Source organism: Halobacillus sp. Marseille-Q1614 (genome assembly GCF_902809865.1).
Lineage (GTDB): Bacteria > Bacillota > Bacilli > Bacillales > Halobacillaceae > Halobacillus_A.
The window spans coordinates 1,635,155-1,651,802 of sequence record NZ_CADDWH010000001.1 but is presented as its reverse complement, the minus strand read 5'-3'; the positions used below and the strand labels follow the sequence as shown (position 1 = coordinate 1,651,802).

The 16,648-nt window shown below is 45.6% G+C and carries 14 protein-coding genes; 13 read left to right on the top strand and 1 reads right to left on the bottom strand.

The features are described 5' to 3' along the window. Positions 1-116: 116 nt before the first annotated feature. The 13 genes from ilvE (at position 117) to HUS26_RS08230 (ending at position 15,134) form a co-directional block, all read left to right on the top strand. The gene (gene ilvE / locus HUS26_RS08290; RefSeq protein ID WP_173916710.1) at positions 117-1,022 is read left to right on the top strand and encodes a branched-chain-amino-acid transaminase; all 906 of its coding nucleotides are present in this window, start codon (positions 117-119) and stop codon (positions 1,020-1,022) included. Between the two features lie 367 nt (positions 1,023-1,389). Further along, positions 1,390-3,105: a biosynthetic-type acetolactate synthase large subunit gene (gene ilvB / locus HUS26_RS08285; RefSeq protein ID WP_173916709.1), complete on the top strand. Its 1,716-nt coding sequence runs from the start codon at positions 1,390-1,392 to the stop codon at positions 3,103-3,105. Further along, positions 3,102-3,623 (top strand): acetolactate synthase small subunit, encoded by a 522-nt coding sequence (ilvN, locus tag HUS26_RS08280; RefSeq protein WP_173916708.1) that lies wholly within the window; start codon positions 3,102-3,104, stop codon positions 3,621-3,623. The genes ilvB and ilvN overlap by 4 nt, the downstream gene beginning before the upstream one ends. A gap of 26 nt (positions 3,624-3,649) precedes the next feature. After that, positions 3,650-4,681, top strand: coding sequence for a ketol-acid reductoisomerase (gene ilvC / locus HUS26_RS08275; RefSeq protein WP_173916707.1), 1,032 nt, complete (start codon positions 3,650-3,652; stop codon positions 4,679-4,681). Next, on the top strand, positions 4,668-6,215 hold the full coding sequence (locus tag HUS26_RS08270; protein ID WP_173916706.1) for a 2-isopropylmalate synthase: 1,548 nt from the start codon (positions 4,668-4,670) through the stop codon (positions 6,213-6,215). The genes ilvC and HUS26_RS08270 overlap by 14 nt, the downstream gene beginning before the upstream one ends. Positions 6,216-6,231: 16 nt before the next feature. Further along, positions 6,232-7,338: a 3-isopropylmalate dehydrogenase gene (gene leuB, locus HUS26_RS08265; RefSeq protein ID WP_173916705.1), complete on the top strand. Its 1,107-nt coding sequence runs from the start codon at positions 6,232-6,234 to the stop codon at positions 7,336-7,338. A 22-nt stretch (positions 7,339-7,360) separates the two neighbouring features. Continuing rightward, the gene (gene leuC, locus HUS26_RS08260; RefSeq protein WP_173916704.1) at positions 7,361-8,779 is read left to right on the top strand and encodes a 3-isopropylmalate dehydratase large subunit; all 1,419 of its coding nucleotides are present in this window, start codon (positions 7,361-7,363) and stop codon (positions 8,777-8,779) included. 3 nt (positions 8,780-8,782) lie between these two features. Beyond that, the gene (gene leuD / locus HUS26_RS08255; protein ID WP_173916703.1) at positions 8,783-9,370 is read left to right on the top strand and encodes a 3-isopropylmalate dehydratase small subunit; all 588 of its coding nucleotides are present in this window, start codon (positions 8,783-8,785) and stop codon (positions 9,368-9,370) included. Next, a complete protein-coding gene (ilvA, locus tag HUS26_RS08250; protein ID WP_371809620.1) occupies positions 9,342-10,385 on the top strand; it encodes a threonine ammonia-lyase in 1,044 nt (347 codons plus the stop codon). The genes leuD and ilvA overlap by 29 nt, the downstream gene beginning before the upstream one ends. A 214-nt stretch (positions 10,386-10,599) precedes the next feature. Then, positions 10,600-11,595, top strand: coding sequence for an ABC transporter substrate-binding protein (locus tag HUS26_RS08245; RefSeq protein ID WP_173916701.1), 996 nt, complete (start codon positions 10,600-10,602; stop codon positions 11,593-11,595). 90 nt (positions 11,596-11,685) lie between these two features. Continuing rightward, the gene (locus tag HUS26_RS08240; RefSeq protein WP_173916700.1) at positions 11,686-13,713 is read left to right on the top strand and encodes an iron ABC transporter permease; all 2,028 of its coding nucleotides are present in this window, start codon (positions 11,686-11,688) and stop codon (positions 13,711-13,713) included. A 45-nt stretch (positions 13,714-13,758) separates the two neighbouring features. Then, a complete protein-coding gene (gene dapF, locus HUS26_RS08235; RefSeq protein WP_254434154.1) occupies positions 13,759-14,718 on the top strand; it encodes a diaminopimelate epimerase in 960 nt (319 codons plus the stop codon). A gap of 17 nt (positions 14,719-14,735) precedes the next feature. After that, positions 14,736-15,134 carry a secondary thiamine-phosphate synthase enzyme YjbQ gene (locus HUS26_RS08230; RefSeq protein WP_173916698.1) on the top strand — a complete coding sequence of 133 codons (399 nt, stop codon included), beginning with the start codon at positions 14,736-14,738 and terminating at the stop codon, positions 15,132-15,134. Positions 15,135-15,323: 189 nt separating this feature from the next. Here the strand turns inward: HUS26_RS08230 and HUS26_RS08225 are convergent, their stop codons facing one another. Continuing rightward, complete coding sequence (locus tag HUS26_RS08225) at positions 15,324-16,568, bottom strand: YeeE/YedE family protein (protein WP_173916697.1); 1,245 nt, start codon at positions 16,566-16,568, stop codon at positions 15,324-15,326. Positions 16,569-16,648 lie beyond the last annotated feature (80 nt).

The following is a 16,648-nucleotide window of genomic DNA, read 5'->3' as shown; positions in this document are numbered from 1 at the left end:
TTCATGTGGAAGATAGACCTTTTTGACCAATGTGCAGGAGTGCATGCCTGCACAAGGTCACCCAAACCTTAATATTTTATCGAAAACCAAAATTTAAAGAGAAAGGAGTGCTTTAAATGAGCAACCAGTGGATTTATTTAAGCGGAGAATTCGTGGATAAAAATGAGGCTGTCGTCAGCGTCTATGACCATGGTTTCTTATATGGTGACGGGGTGTTTGAAGGCATTCGCGTTTATGAAGGCAACATCTTTAAGCTCGATGAACACTTAAAACGCCTCTATGACTCAGCCAAGTCAATCATGCTTCATATTCCATATGAAAAGGAGGAATTGGAGCAGATTATTGCTGAAACAGTCCGCAAAAACCAGCTGGAAACGGCTTATATTCGTGTCGTTGTTTCACGAGGTACTGGAAATCTCGGGTTAGATCCTGCCAGCTGTTCAAGTCCGCGTGTGGTTGTCATTGCTGAAGCACTTGCTTTATTTCCTAAAGAGTTATATGAACGCGGAGTACGCTTAGCATCTGTATCAAGCCGCAGAAACCGGCCGGATGTTCTGCCTCCGCAAGTCAAATCATTAAACTATTTAAATAATATCTTAGTGAAACTGGAAGCAAACCAGGCAGGCGTAGATGAAGCTCTTATGTTAAATGATCAAGGCTATGTAACTGAAGGATCAGCAGACAACATTTTTATCGTGAAAAATGGAACGATTTATACACCTCCTGTTTATTTAGGAGCTTTAGAAGGAATTACCCGAAACGCTATTATCGATTTGGCTCAGGAACACGGTTATGACGTCAAGCAGGAGCCGTTTACAAGACATGATGTCTATGTCGCAGATGAAGTATTTTTAACAGGAACAGCAGCTGAAGTCATTGCTGTTGTAGAAGTTGACCAGCGTCAGGTAGGAGAAGGGAAGCCGGGAGCAGTAACGAATCACCTGCTTTCTGAATTCAGAAAAGTAACGACAACAGATGGTTATCAAGTGTATCCATCTAAGGGAAAAGCGCAAGTCAGCTAATTATGAAAACTAAATACGTTAACTCGAAGACAGGAATAAAGGAATAAGTTCAAGCATTTACAGAGAGCCGGGGTTGCTGGAAGCCCGGAATTGCTTCTTATTTCCGACATCATCCTTGAGTGTCCCAACTGAACGGCATCACCAAGTAAGTGGGATCAGGTGTTTTAATCAAAGCACCTGTTATCAAAATGGAGCTTGAATCAATGAGGCTCCCTGAGGCGTACGAAAGCTGTACGTAAATGAGGGTGGTACCGTGGAAAATAACCAAAGACCTTTTCGCCCCTCGTACTTTCTACAAGTGTCTAGTTTGTAGGAAGCATGAGGGTGAGAAGGTCTTTTTATATGTAATTTAGGAGGGATTAAAACAATGAAGGCTGAAGCAACTCAGAAGGTTAAGACGACGCCGCGTACGGGTGCTGATCTGTTAGTGGATTCTTTGGTAGAGCAGGGTGTTGATACTTTATTTGGTTATCCAGGAGGAGCAGTCCTGCCGATTTACGACGCGATCTACCGTGCCGGTGAATCATTTGATCATGTCCTTCCACGGCATGAGCAAGGAGCGATTCACGCGGCAGAAGGATATGCAAGAGTGTCTGGCAAGCCGGGCGTCGTAATCGGAACCTCTGGGCCGGGTGCAACAAACTTAATTACAGGTATCGCTGATGCCATGATGGATTCGCTGCCTGTCGTTATTTTTACAGGGCAAGTCGCCAAAGGAGTCATCGGAACAGACGCTTTTCAGGAATCAGACGTTATGGGGATCACAACACCAATTACGAAACACAATTACCAGGTACAGCAAATTGAAGAGCTGCCTCGTGTAGTCAAGGAAGCTTTTCACATTGCAACAACCGGGCGTCCCGGACCTGTAGTTGTAGATATTCCAAAAGATATTTCGTCGACTGTTCATGAAGCGGAAGTGGAATCCGATTTCCATCTCCCTGGCTACCAGCCGACGATTAAACCTAATCCCTTACAGATCAATAAATTGCATGAAGCCTTGCTGCAGGCAAAAAAACCGGTCATATTATCCGGAGCAGGCGTCATTCATTCTAAAGGTTCAGAAGACATGCGGCAGTTCGCTAAAAATTATCAAGTTCCGGTTGTAACAACTTTGCTCGGACTGGGAAGTTTCCCCGGAAGTGATGAGCTGTCTCTTGGAATGGGAGGCATGCACGGGACTTATGCAGCCAATATGGCGCTGTATGAATGTGACCTTCTCATCAATATCGGAGCCCGGTTTGATGACCGTCTAACAGGCAACTTAAAGCATTTTGCGCCAAACGCGAAAATCGCCCATGTTGATATCGATCCTGCTGAAATTGGAAAGAACGTACCGACAGCTATTCCGATCGTATCAGATGCCAAAGCAGCCTTAGAGGCGTTAAACAATCGAAGCATCAGTGCTTTAGACCATCAGGAATGGCTGGAAAAAACAAACCAAAATAAAGTGGAATATCCGCTGTGGCATGACGATCAAGAAGATCAGATCTCCCCACAGTGGCTCATGAAAAAAGTCCACGCTTATACAAGCGGTAAATCAATCGTAACGACAGATGTCGGACAGCATCAGATGTGGGCCGCTCAGTATTACAGCTTCCACCAGCCGAACAAATGGGTAACATCCGGCGGTTTAGGAACAATGGGATTTGGGTTCCCTGCAGCGATTGGTGCTCAGCTGGCCGATCCGGAAGCAAGCGTAGTTTCCATCGTAGGAGACGGCGGCTTCCAAATGACGATGCAGGAGCTTTCCTTACTTCAGGAAAGAGACATTCCTGTAAAAGTAATCATCGTCAACAACCAGGCGTTAGGAATGGTTAGACAATGGCAGGAGAAATTTTATGAGGGGCGTTATTCTCATTCACTTGCCCAGTCTCAGCCGGATTTTGTGAAATTAGCCGAAAGCTACAATATTCAAGGCTACAAACTCGAAACGAAAGAGGATATCGAAAGAATTCTCCCGGATGTGTTAAATAATTCTCATCCAGCTGTCATCGATTGCCGGGTAGCACCAATGGAAAATGTATATCCAATGATTGCTCCAGGTAAAGGACTACACGAAATGATTGGGGTGACACGATGAAACGCATTGTCACAGCAACGGTTCATAACCGTAGCGGAGTTTTAAACCGGGTAACCGGACTTCTTGCCAAGCGGCAGTTCAACATTGAAAGTATTTCAGTCGGCCGTACGGAAACAGAAGGAGTTTCCAAAATGACGTTTGTTGTAGAAGTAGAAGATGAGCGGAAGCTTGAACAGCTTACCAAACAGCTCAACAAGCAGATCGACGTACTGAAGGTATCTGACATTACCGATAAAGCCATCGTGGCAAGAGAGCTGGCGATGGTGAAGGTCATCAGCAACCCGCAGATTCGAACAGAAATCCAGGGGATCATTGAACCGTTCAGAGCAACAGTCATCGATGTCAGCCGTGAAAGCATGACGGTTCAGGTTACAGGTAATTCTGACAAGGTGGATGCACTGATCGATCTGCTTCGGCCTTATGGAATTAAAGAGCTGGCCCGAACAGGATTAACGGCCTTTACGAGAGGCCATCAGCCACAGGTAGCAGAAATTAAATCATACTCATTACTCAAATAAATCAAATTTCGAAAGGAAGATGTAAAATGGCTAAAGTTTATTATCACAACGATATCAAAGAAGAGGTACTACAAAATAAAAAGGTTGCAGTGGTAGGTTACGGTTCTCAAGGCCACGCCCACGCACAGAACTTAAAAGAAAGCGGATTTGACGTAGTCGTTGGACTTCGAAAAGGAAAGTCATGGGATAAAGCGGAAGAAGACGGCCAGGACGTTAAAAGTGTAGCAGACGCAGTGGCTGAAGCAGATGTTGTAATGGTGCTGCTTCCAGATGAGTATCAGCCGAAAGTCTATGAAGCTGAAATCAAACCAAATCTAAAAGCGGGTGCTGCTCTTGCATTCGCGCACGGGTTTAACGTTCACTTTAACCAGGTTGTCCCTCCAAGCGATGTAGATGTTTTCCTTGTAGCACCAAAAGGACCAGGACACCTTGTCCGCCGTACGTTCGAAGAAGGAGCAGGCGTTCCGGCACTATTCGGTGTTGAACAGGACGTAACAGGAGAAGCACGAGAAATCGCTCTTGCTTACGCGAAAGGAATCGGCGGAGGACGTGCAGGCGTACTTGAAACTTCCTTCCAGGAAGAAACGGAAACGGATCTATTCGGTGAGCAGGCAGTCCTTTGCGGAGGGTTAACAAGCCTCGTTAAAGCAGGTTTTGAAACATTGACAGAAGCTGGCTATCAGCCGGAAGTTGCTTACTTCGAATGTCTGCACGAATTAAAACTAATCGTTGATCTTATGTACGAAGGCGGATTAGAAGGCATGCGCTACTCTATCTCTGATACAGCTCAGTGGGGCGACTTCGTATCCGGACCGCGTGTCATTAACGAAGAAACGAAAGCCCGCATGAAAGATGTTCTTTCTGACATTCAAACAGGTAAATTCGCTAAAGGATGGATCATGGAAAACCAGGTGAATCGTCCAGAATTCAACGCTACGAACGCACTTGAAAACAATCATCAAATCGAGAAGGTGGGTAGAGAGTTACGTGAGTTAATGCCTTTCGTTAAGAAATCTCAATCAAAAGAAAAGGATGTGGTCTCACATGGCTCGCGTTAATGTTTTTGACACAACCCTTAGAGACGGAGAACAGTCAGCCGGCGTAAACTTGAATCGTCTTGAAAAGATTGAGATTGCCAAGCAGCTTGAACGCCTGGGAGTGGACATTATGGAAGCAGGGTTTCCTGCTTCCTCCCAGGAAGATTTTGAAGCAGTAAAGGCGATCGCTGAAACAGTAAGGAACTGTTCAGTGACAGGGCTGGCCAGATCTTTCAAAAGTGATATCGATGCTGCCTGGGACGCTCTTAAAGGTGGCGCTCACCCAAGGCTGCACGTATTCTTGGCTACTTCACCGATTCACATGACTCACAAGCTTAAGAAAACACCGGAGGAAGTCGTCCAGATCGCGGTAGAATCTGTGGCGTATGCTAAGGAAAGATTTCCGGTTGTCCAATGGTCGGCAGAAGATGCGACGAGATCTGATTACGACTTTCTTGTCCACATTATTGAAAAAGTGATTGATGCTGGAGCTGACGTCATTAACCTGCCGGATACAGTAGGTTATACCACTCCGGATGAATACGCAAAACTTTTTAAATATGTAAGAGAAAATGTTCCAAACATTGATGGAGTTGTCCTTTCTGCTCACTGCCATGATGATCTTGGAATGGCCGTCAGCAACTCTCTATCAGCGATCGAAGCGGGAGCCGGCCAAATCGAAGGGACGATTAACGGTATCGGCGAACGTGCCGGAAATGCGGCCCTAGAAGAAGTTTCGGTTGCTCTTGAGATTCGTAAAGACCGCTACCATAATCAGACAGGGTTGGTTCTAAAAGAAATTAAGCGCACGAGCGATCTAGTCAGCAAGCTGACAGGGATGCAGGTGCCGGGCAACAAAGCGGTTGTCGGCCGTAACGCTTTTGCTCACGAATCTGGTATTCACCAGGATGGCGTGCTCAAAGAAGCAACCACTTATGAAATCATTACACCAAATATGGTAGGAATTGAATCTAATAATCTCGTATTAGGGAAGCACTCCGGCCGGCATGCCTTTAAGCAAAAAGCAGAATCATTTGGTTTTGAACTGTCAGAAGCAAAGCTGAAGGAAGCCTTCCAGACCTTTAAGAACTTAACAGGCAAGAAGAAGGAAGTCACGGATGATGATCTGTTCGCGATTCTGACTGATAAGCAGACAGAGAACGAAGATGTTCCTAAATATGAGCTTAAGGCTTTCCAAGTTCAATATGGCAGCATTAACCGTCCAACAGCTACGATTCTATTAACTCGTCCAGACGGTGAAGAAGTTGAAAAAGCGGGTACAGGTGAAGGAAGCGTTGAGGCGATCTACAACACACTTGATGAACTTCTTGAAGAGGAAGTCCACTTGCAGGATTATCAGCTCAATTCAATTGGTAAAGGAAGAGACGCGCTCGCTGAAGTTTATGTTCAGTTGACCGTTAACGGCCGCACAACATCAGGCCGCGGATCTGCCCAGGACGTCCTCGAAGCTTCGGCTCATGCTTTCTTAAATGCCGTAAACCGAACGCTTTATATGTCACAGCCGAGTGAATTAAAAAAAGAAGTACAACTATAAAGAGGGGGAGAAAGATATGGAAAAGCATATCGTTATACTGCCTGGAGATGGCATTGGTCCTGAAGTGACCAAAGGAGCTAAAGGTGTTCTTGAAACAGTTGCTGAACGATTTGGTCATACGTTTACTTTTGAAACACACAACATCGGCGGGGCTGCCATTGATAAGCAGGGAACTCCTCTTCCGGAAGAAACCGTTGAAGCCTGCCGTAAATCCGACGGCATTTTGCTTGGTGCGGTAGGAGGACCAAAGTGGGATAATCTTCCCGGCGAGCAGCGTCCGGAAAAAGGACTGCTTGGGATTCGTAAACAGCTTGGGCTGTTCGCGAATCTTAGACCGGTTAAAGGGTTTGACTCGCTGCTTCACTCCTCACCGCTTAAGCATGAAGTCGTAGCGGGAAGTGATTTGCTGATCGTCCGCGAGCTTACCGGAGGCCTTTATTTCGGCGAACCGCGTGAACGCAGGAATGACGGGCAGGAAGTTGTCGATACGCTTTTCTATACAAGAAAAGAAATCGAGCGAATTGTAGAAAAAGCTTTTGAAAGTGCTCAAGTCCGCAGCAAACGCCTTACTTCCGTCGATAAAGCAAACGTCCTTGAATCAAGCCGAATGTGGCGCGAAGTTGTCGAAGAGAAGAAGAACAATTATCCTGATGTTGAAGTGGAGCATATGCTTGTCGATGCAGCGGCTATGAAGCTTGTAACAAACCCTGGATACTTTGATGTAATCGTTACGGAAAACATGTTTGGCGATATTTTAAGTGATGAAGCATCTGTTCTGACAGGTTCCTTAGGAATGCTTCCTTCTGCCAGCGTACGCCAGGATGGACTTGGTTTATATGAACCGGTACACGGTTCAGCACCTGACATCGCCGGTCAGGATAAAGCCAATCCATTAGCAACGATTTTATCTGCTGCCATGATGCTGCGTTACTCCTTTGGAATGACAGAGGAAGCCGATGAAATTGAGTCAGCCGTTCAGTCTGTATTGAATGAAAAGTACCATACGGCAGACTTACAGGTAAAAGGCGGCACAGTCGTAAGCGGCAGTCAATTAGCGAAAAGAGTTTCAGAACAGATTTCAGAAAAAGTCACGACAGAAAATATAATGAGCTGTTATGTATAATAGATAGAAAGGAGTTATTCCAATGGGGCGGCCGAAAACGATTATTGAGAAATTGTGGGATCAACACGTTATCAAACAAGAAGAGAATAAACCTGCCTTAATTTATATCGATTTGCATCTTGTGCACGAAGTGACATCTCCTCAGGCGTTTGAAGGACTGCGGATGAAGAATCGAAAAGTCCGCCGTCCGGATCGAACGTTTGCTACGGTTGATCACAACGTGCCGACGATGCATCGCCATATCATTAAAGATCAAATAGCGAAAAAGCAGATGGATACCCTAAAAGAGAACTGTGAGGAGTTTGGCATCCGCCTGGCGGATATCGATCATCCTGATCAAGGAATCGTTCACGTCATCGGCCCGCAGCTTGGGCTGACCCAGCCGGGCAAAACTATTGTCTGCGGCGACAGTCACACGTCCACACACGGAGCATTTGGTGCGCTGGCTTTTGGAATAGGTACGAGTGAAGTGGAGCATGTGCTTGCCACTCAGTCTCTCTGGCAGGCTCCTCCGAAAACATTGCAAGTTAAAGTTGATGGAACATTGGGTACAGGAGTAACAGCCAAAGATTTAATCTTGGCCATTATAGCGAAGTTCGGCGTCCGTTTCGGTACAGGGTATGTGATTGAGTATACAGGTGAAGCCATTCGCAACTTGTCAATGGATGAGCGCATGACTGTATGCAACATGTCAATTGAAGCGGGAGCCCGTGCCGGATTGATCAGCCCGGATGAAACAACAGTGGAATATTTGCGCGGCAAGCGTTACGTCCCTCAAGGGGAAGCTTTTGAAGAAGCAGCTTATGAATGGCTCGCACTTGCAACAGACGAGGGAGCTCAATATGACGAAACCGTTGAGATTAATGCAGCGGAAGTTGAGCCGCAGGTCACATGGGGAACAAACCCATCCCAGTGTGTGCCAGTCGGGGCTTCTACGCCAGACCCTGCTGAGAGTGACGACCCTCAGGAGCAAGACAGCATTCAGCGTGCTCTTGACTATATGGGTCTTGAAGCTAATCAACAAATTGAATCCATTCCAGTGGAACATGTATTTATCGGTTCCTGTACGAATTCAAGAATCAGTGACCTTCGCAAGGCAGCGAAAATCGTACAGGGCGGCAAAGTTCATGAAGGAGTAAGAGCAATGGTTGTACCTGGGTCTTACTCAGTGAAAGAACAGGCTGAAGCAGAAGGCCTGGACACGATTTTCATTACGGCCGGTTTTGAATGGAGAGAAGCCGGATGCAGCATGTGCCTGGCGATGAACGATGATATTGTTCCCCCGGGTGAGCGATGTGCTTCCACATCGAATAGAAACTTTGAAGGACGACAGGGAAACGGGGCCAGAACTCACCTTGTAAGTCCGGAGATGGCAGCGGCTGCTGCTTTAGAAGGATCGTTTGTAGATGTAAGAAAATACGGCGCGACGGTAGGAGGGTAATCAATGGAACCAATTAAAGAGCACAAAGGCATCATTTACCCGCTCGACCGTTCGAATGTAGACACAGACCAGATTATCCCAAAGCAGTTTTTAAAAAGAATCGAGCGGCAGGGATTTGGACAGTTTCTATTTTACAACTGGAGATTTAATGATGATGGTTCACCAAAAGAAGATTTTTCATTAAATGATCCGATGTATAAAGAAGCTACAATTATTGTAGCCGGTGAAAACTTCGGCTGCGGATCGTCCCGGGAGCATGCACCGTGGGCAATTCAGGATTACGGTTTTAGAGTCGTGATCGCACCGAGCTTTGCTGATATTTTTTATAACAATTGCTTTAAAAATGGAATACTTCCAATCGTATTGCCCAAGAATGAAGTAAATGAACTGCTGAACCTGGCGTCGAAGGAACAGGTAACACTGAGTGTCGACCTCGTTGAGCAGAAGGTAACCAGTGATCATGGTTTAATATCAGCATTTGATATTCAACCTTATCATAGAGATATGTTACTAAATGGCTGGGATGAGATATCTGTGACGTTGAATGATGCTGAAGCCATAGATCAATATGAAACAGAAAAAGCCAAATAAAACAAAAACAAGGAGTGAAGACGTTGGGGATTTCTTAACGCTAGCTAAAGTCTTTGAAGCCAAAGAACAATTAAACGATGTGGTACATCAGACACCGTTTAAAACCTCTGAAACATTTAATCAGTTTGCAGGACAGCAAGTTTACTTGAAGATGGAGAACCAGCAAAAAACAGGTGCCTTTAAAGTAAGAGGAGCTTCCTTCAAAGTTTCCCAGCTGACTGAGGAAGAAGCTCATTGCGGCGTCATTGCTGCTTCTGCAGGGAACCACGCACAAGGTGTCGCCTTAGCGGCTGCCAAGCGCGGCATACCTGCTCAAATCTTTATGCCGGAGGGGACTCCCCAGGCTAAAGTCCAGGCTACCGAAGCTTATGGAGCCAAAACCGTACTGACAGGTGAATCTTTTCAGGAAGCTTATATGGCGGCTATGAAGGAACAGGAACGCTGTGGAGCAACGTTCGTGCATCCATTTGATGATGTGGATGTAATGGCCGGACAGGCAACTGTAGCGATTGAGATGCTGCAGGAGCAGCCGGACCTTGATACGATCGTTGTGCCAATCGGCGGCGGAGGGCTGATTGCCGGAATGGCTTATGCGGCCAAGCAGTTAAAGCCTGATATCAGGATCGTTGGTGTTCAATCTGAAAAAGCACCATCCACTTATAATTCATTTTATAAGTGCGGTCCGAAGAAGCTGACATCTGTGGCTACAATCGCTGATGGAATTGCGGTGAAACAGCATGGAACGAAAACCTTCCATTATATTCGCAAATTCGTTGACGAGATTGTAACCGTGGAGGAACAGCAGATCGCTAATTCCATCCTTCATCTGCTTGAACGAGAAAAGACGCTTGTAGAAGGAGCGGGCGCTACGGCTCTGGCAGCAGTTTTAGCTAAAAAGCCAGCTTTAGCCGGGAAGAAATGCGGTGTTGTTGTAAGTGGTGGAAATATGGATTTAACCCGATTACCACACGTTCAACAGCTAGCTTTAACAAAAAGAATGATCACAACCGTTTAAGCAAGAGATGAGGATAGAGGGTCGAAGGAAGCTTTCCTGCTTCTGATGACCCTCTTTTTTTCTGCTAAAATTGTGATAATTGAGAAATATTATCATTGACAGCAGCTCAATACTTTTGTATGCTATGTATTATGATAATGAGAATCTTTATCATTTGAATAATAATAAACGTTCTACATAAAAGGGCGAAAAGGATAAGAAAGGAAGTATGGGTATGAAGAAATTATGGATTTTATTACTTTTCATCTCACTAACTGTATTGGCTGCCTGCGGAGGCGGAGGAGAAGAAGAGTCAAGTGAAGAAGAAAGCGGAGGCGGGGAAGAGAATCGTTCCGTAACTATTGAAGATGCGAATGGGGAAAAGACCATTGAAGGAACACCAAAAAGAGTCGTTGTTTTAGAATGGTCTTATGCTGAGGAGATTCAGGCGCTAGGCATGGAACCGGTAGGAGTTGCCGATCTTGATTCTTATGGCGACTGGGTGGATGTCGGAAAGCCATTCAGCGAATCGGTTGAGGATGTAGGGACTCGTCAGGAGCCTAACCTAGAAGCGATTGCCCGCTTAGATCCAGATTTAATTGTTGGTGTTAACTTCCGTCACGAAGCGATTCAAGAAGATCTGGAAGAAATCGCTCCGACTGTAATGTTTGCTCCTTACTCTGAAGAGAGTGCTCAAAACCAATTCGACAGCATGCTTAAGGAATTCAATACACTTGCAAAAATCGTAGATAAAGAAAAAGAAGCTGAACAGGCTATTAATAATATGGAGCAGACATTTGAAGAGCAGCGTGCGCGTTTAGAGGAAGCCGGAAAAGAAGGCATGAATTACGTTATAACCCAGGCATTTACTGCTCAGAACACGCCGACCTTAAGGTTGTTCACTGACAACTCAATGGTTGCTAATATTATGAACGAACTCGGAATGAGTAACGATTATGAATCAGATAAGCTTGAGATTTACGGTTATACAGAAACAACAGTTGAAACACTTCAAAACTATCAGGATACGAACTTTTTCTACATCGTACAGGATTCTGACAATATCTTTGAAACTCAGCTGGCTGGAAACCCTGTATGGGAAGAACTGAATTTCGTACAGGAAGACCGCATGTACAAGATGCCGGGATCTACTTGGACGTTTGGCGGACCGCTTTCAGCCGAAGTACTTGCTGAACAAGTCGTTAACTCTGCCGTAGAAAAAGAGGAATAAATACTTCTTTAAATAGAAAGCTATGTTAATGCGAAATACTATTCATTACCGTTTTACATAGCCAAACAGAAAGAAGAGAAGTGAATAAAAATGAAACCTTTTTATAAAAAAATTCTAATAGGGGCTCTCACCTTCGGTGGTGGGAGCGCCTTATTGTGTTTATTAACCTTTATACATATTAACCAGGGAAATGTGGATATACCGCTTAGTACAGTCGTGGCCGCCATTTTTTCGCCGGCCGATTTGATCGAGCATCATACCATAAGAGTGATGAGACTGCCTCGGGCCGTAATTGGAATACTTGCAGGCTGCGCTCTTGCGGTCTCAGGTGTTGTTCTTCAAACCGTTACTAAAAACCCACTGTCTTCAGCAAGTACGCTTGGAATTCATTCGGGTACATACTTTGCTGTAGTCGCAGCGACGATCTTTTTACCGTTTGCCACATTTGCCAACGGAATCTTCACGGCGTTTGTCGGCGGTCTTCTCACATTCGGTTTTGTGTATATTCTTTCAGGGGCAAGTGACGCGACACCTGTGCGTATGGTGCTTGCCGGGATGATCGTAACGTTTCTGTTTTCTTCCTTAACGTCGGTCTTGCAGATTTTTTATGAGAATGAAACACAAGGACTATTTTTATGGGGATCAGGAACGCTTATTCAAAACAACTGGGACGGTGTTCGATTCTCCCTGCCCTTTATCATCGTTTGTTTCCTTCTTCTTCTGTTTTACGCGCGTAAGCTTGATACGTTAACTCTTGGAGATGACGTGGCGACGGCTCTTGGCCAGAACGTGCGGACGGTGAAGCTGATTACGATCGTCGCAGCCGTTCTATTAACATCAGTTACCGTAAGCGTGGTCGGGCCGATCGGATTTGTCGGTCTTGTTGCCCCGCATTTAATTAAACTGCTTGGGTATCGCTCCCATATTCCTCTTTTAATCGGTTCGTTCCTGTGGGGAGCGAATGTGCTCCTGCTTGCTGACGTGCTGGCACGTGTTGTGGATCCGTCCTTTTCGGAGCTTCCGGTAGGTGCCATTACCGCTCTTGTCGGATCCCCGTGGCTGATTTATCTCGTTCTGCGTATGAAGCAGCAAGGGAATTCGAAAGAAACAGGTTCGGTTATGGCTGGTCGCTCTGCAATGAATGTACCACTTCGCAAGCTGATTCCTGTGCTTTTTCTAGTTATTCTTGCTACGGTTTTCGTCAGCATGTCTTCAGGGAACTATGGTTTTGAGCCGATCCTGACGATCGAAGCAATGACCGGTCAGACGAATGAATTTATGAGAAATTTCATTTTCGAACTACGTCTGCCGCGTTCGCTTGTTGCCTTGCTGAGCGGCGCCGTATTAGCGGTGAGCGGACTGATCTTCCAGGGAGTTTTAAGAAACCCGCTGGCCGATCCTTCGGTTATCGGAATCACATCAGGAGCTGGAGTAGGGGCGCTTGCGACAATGTACTTCTTTAGTGCATCTGCGATCTGGATTCCTCTCGGAGCGATGGCTGGTGCGTTGTTATTTTTCGTTTTCATTATGGTCTTAGGGGCTAAAGCGGAATTTAACCCCACCACATTAGCTCTCTTAGGCATCGGGATTTCAGCCTTTGGATCTGCTTTTATTCAGATCATGGTTGTCCAGGCTGAATTGGGTGTAGCTTCCGCTTTAACTTGGCTGTCCGGGACCACATATGCTAAAGGATGGAAGGAAATCCTTCAGTTCCTGCTTTGGCCGGTCATTTTATTTATTCCATTGTTAGCTGTTCATATTAAAAATTTAGATGTCCTCTCCTTAGGGGATGATGCCGCGAAAGGGCTGGGCTTAAACGTCGTATCAGCCCGCTTTCAAATGGCGCTGCTGGCGACTTTGCTTGCAGCCTGCAGTGTGGCAGCGGTCGGATCGATCGGTTTTATTGGCTTAATTGCTCCTCACTTTTCAAGATTGCTTGTAGGCAGTGCGAATCAGAAGCTTCTGCCTGTTACGATGTTAGTAGGAGGATTTTTACTGGTTATCGCCGACCTGTTCAGCCGGACGCTGTTGGCACCAAATGAAATCCCATCAGGAATTCTCGTAGCGTTAATCGGTGCTCCTTACTTTCTATGGCTGATGAAGCGCCGCTCCGTGTGATAGAATATAAGAGTCAAAAGTAAAGAGGTAGAGGGAGTATGTATGATGATAGAGTTTATAAAGTGTCATGGTTCAGGAAATGATTTTATATTAATTGACGAAATCGCTCATAACTTTACTTTTTCCGAAGATGAACGGCGTGACCTGTCCATGCTTCTGTGCGACAGGGAAACAGGCGTCGGTTCAGACGGAATTCTATTTGTTTTAAAGAGCGATGTCGCTGAAGCTCAAATGCGCATGTTTAACTCAGATGGAACCGAAGCTGAAATGTGCGGAAATGGCCTGCGCTGTGTCGCGCGTCATATCATTGAAAAAGAAGGCCGCAAGCATGTGCAGATTGAAACACAGAAAGCGGTCCTTGCTGTTGAACAAGTGGAACAGATTTATGGAGGAATCGATACTTTTGCAGTAGCCATTGAGCCGGTCAGCTTCGAAGCTCAGTCTCTGCCTATGAATTTTGAGAAAACAGAAGCACTTGATGAGGTTTTCCCTGATCTGGCAGACGATCTTACTTTTACAGCGTTAAGCGTACCGAATCCTCACATCGTCAGCCTTGTTGACGAGATCAGTGAACAAAAGCTTAAAGAGACCGGTGGAAAGGCAAACGACCTGCCTTCTGTATTTCCTAGAGGGGTTAACGTCAGCTTTGTAAAAATTCTTGAGCATAATAAGATTTTTGTTCAGACGTATGAGCGCGGGGTTGGCTTAACCAATGCATGCGGCACGGCGATGTCCGCTTCCACACTCGTTTCCACTATACTTGGAAGCAATGATATTGGAAAGCCAATCGTAGTCATCAATAAAGGCGGTCTCGTAAACTGCGTGGTGAATAAAGAAGAAAGACGTTATTCCATCCAGCTAAGAGGGAATGCAACAAATGTCTATACTGCTTCTATTGAAGTAGACCTTGCTGAGAAGCAGTGGAAATGGATAGACTCTGTAACCCATCAGGATGAAATTGATACTTATGAAGAACTGAAAAAGTATGCATCCACTCAAATTTAATCTAAAGGGGTGACTGTATGATCAAAACATTCTCGATTCGAACCGACCATCATGATCAGATGATTGATATTACCGATCAAATTGCCGGATGGGTACACGATGAAGGGATCACGGATGGTGCCGTTATCGTGTCATCCGCTCATACGACCGCCGGCATTACGATTAATGAAAATGCTGACCCTGATGTAAAAACGGATATGCTGCGCCGTTTCCGCGAGGTATATCCATGGGAAGATCCGAAAGACCGCCATATGGAAGGAAATACAGCCGCCCATATGAAAACGAGCACTGTCGGCCATGCCCAGACGATCATTATCTCTGATGGAAGCCTCGTCTTAGGAACGTGGCAGGGTATCTATTTCTGTGAATTTGATGGGCCGAGATCAAGAAAAGTAACCGCTAAACTATTGACTTAAAAAGCAGCCCTTATGGCTGCTTTTTTCGTTGGATAGAGGCAGGGGAAATGAATATCGGGCAGCGAGAGAAAAGAAAAGCATCAGGTGAAAAACACCTGATGCTTTTAATTTTGACTCTGTTAAACGATATTGTTTATATTGTACAGAAAAGAAAGTGAGCTACTTTTCAAAAACTAACATAGTCTTGATTTAACAAACGGAGTCTTTTGGATTGGGATTGGATAAACCAAACATTGGGCGGATGAACAAGGCCAGGAATGTGCCGGCCAGAGCCATAATTCCCCAGACCCATCCATGAAGACTGAAGGAAGCAATGCCTCCAAAATAAGCACCGATATTACATCCAAAAGCAAGTCGCGCCCCATACCCCATCATTAGTCCGCCGATTACGGAAGCCGCGGCAACACCCGGTTTAATTTTGCCAGGTTTGAAATTTCCCTGGAATGCTGCTGCGATGAAGGCCCCTAGAATAATTCCGAAGTTCATTACGCTGGTAGAATCGGCAAGAACCGATTGGTTTAACGGGGCAGGATTATCCTGCCAGAACTGCCAGCTTGCAACGTCTACGCCGAACATCTGCAGGATTTGTGAACCCCATAGGGCGAATGCTGAAGTGATGCCCCACGGATTGCCGCGTACGGACAGAGTAATCGCGTTAAGAACGGCAAGAATTACAGCAGCTGCTAGCAGCGGCCATGCCCCGCGCCAGATTCTTTTTACACCTGTTGTTGTTTTTAATGGCTTCATGCGGGGAGGATTTTTCTTACGGGCGATTTTAACAGTAATCGCATAAATCCCTGCAAATAAGAACAACTGCAGAATTAATCCTCCAAAGTAACCAAGGCCGGTGGATTCAGCTAATGAAATCGGCGGAAGAGCCGGCGTTTTCTGCCAGAATCCAATATGGTAAGCCCCAAGTACTGATCCGACGATAAACGCAAGCAGCGTAATCACCATGGAAGACTTACCGCCCCCTACAGCGTAAAGGGTCCCTGATGCACATCCGGCACCGAGCTGCATTCCGATACCAAATAAGAAGGCGCCGACTAAAACACTGACTCCTACTGGGGAAACATAACCCTGCGGGGCAGTTCCCGTAAAGCTGAAACCAGTTGATAAAATAATCGCAAAAAGAACAGAAGCAGCTGCCAGCATGACCATATGGGCCTGCAGTCCCTGCACGTTTCCAACCGAAGCTAAGCGGCGGAAAGCGGAAGTGAATCCGAATTTAGCGTGCAGCAGGGTAACCCCAAGCGCAATGCCTATTATAAATAAAATTCCTTGTGTCCATGTAGTTGTAATAACTATTGCAAAAAAAAGAACAATTGATACTAATATTCCTAACCAAACGAACGGTTTTTGGACAGGTTCCAACGTGTCGACAACCGTAGTTGAACGTTGATCCCAGTTGTTGACCTTAGAAGTTTGTTCCATTCTTACCCTCCTAATTCCGATATGCTTACTTTGCTTTAACAATAGTAAAACATTCGCTTATCTTTGTAAACTCATTGAAC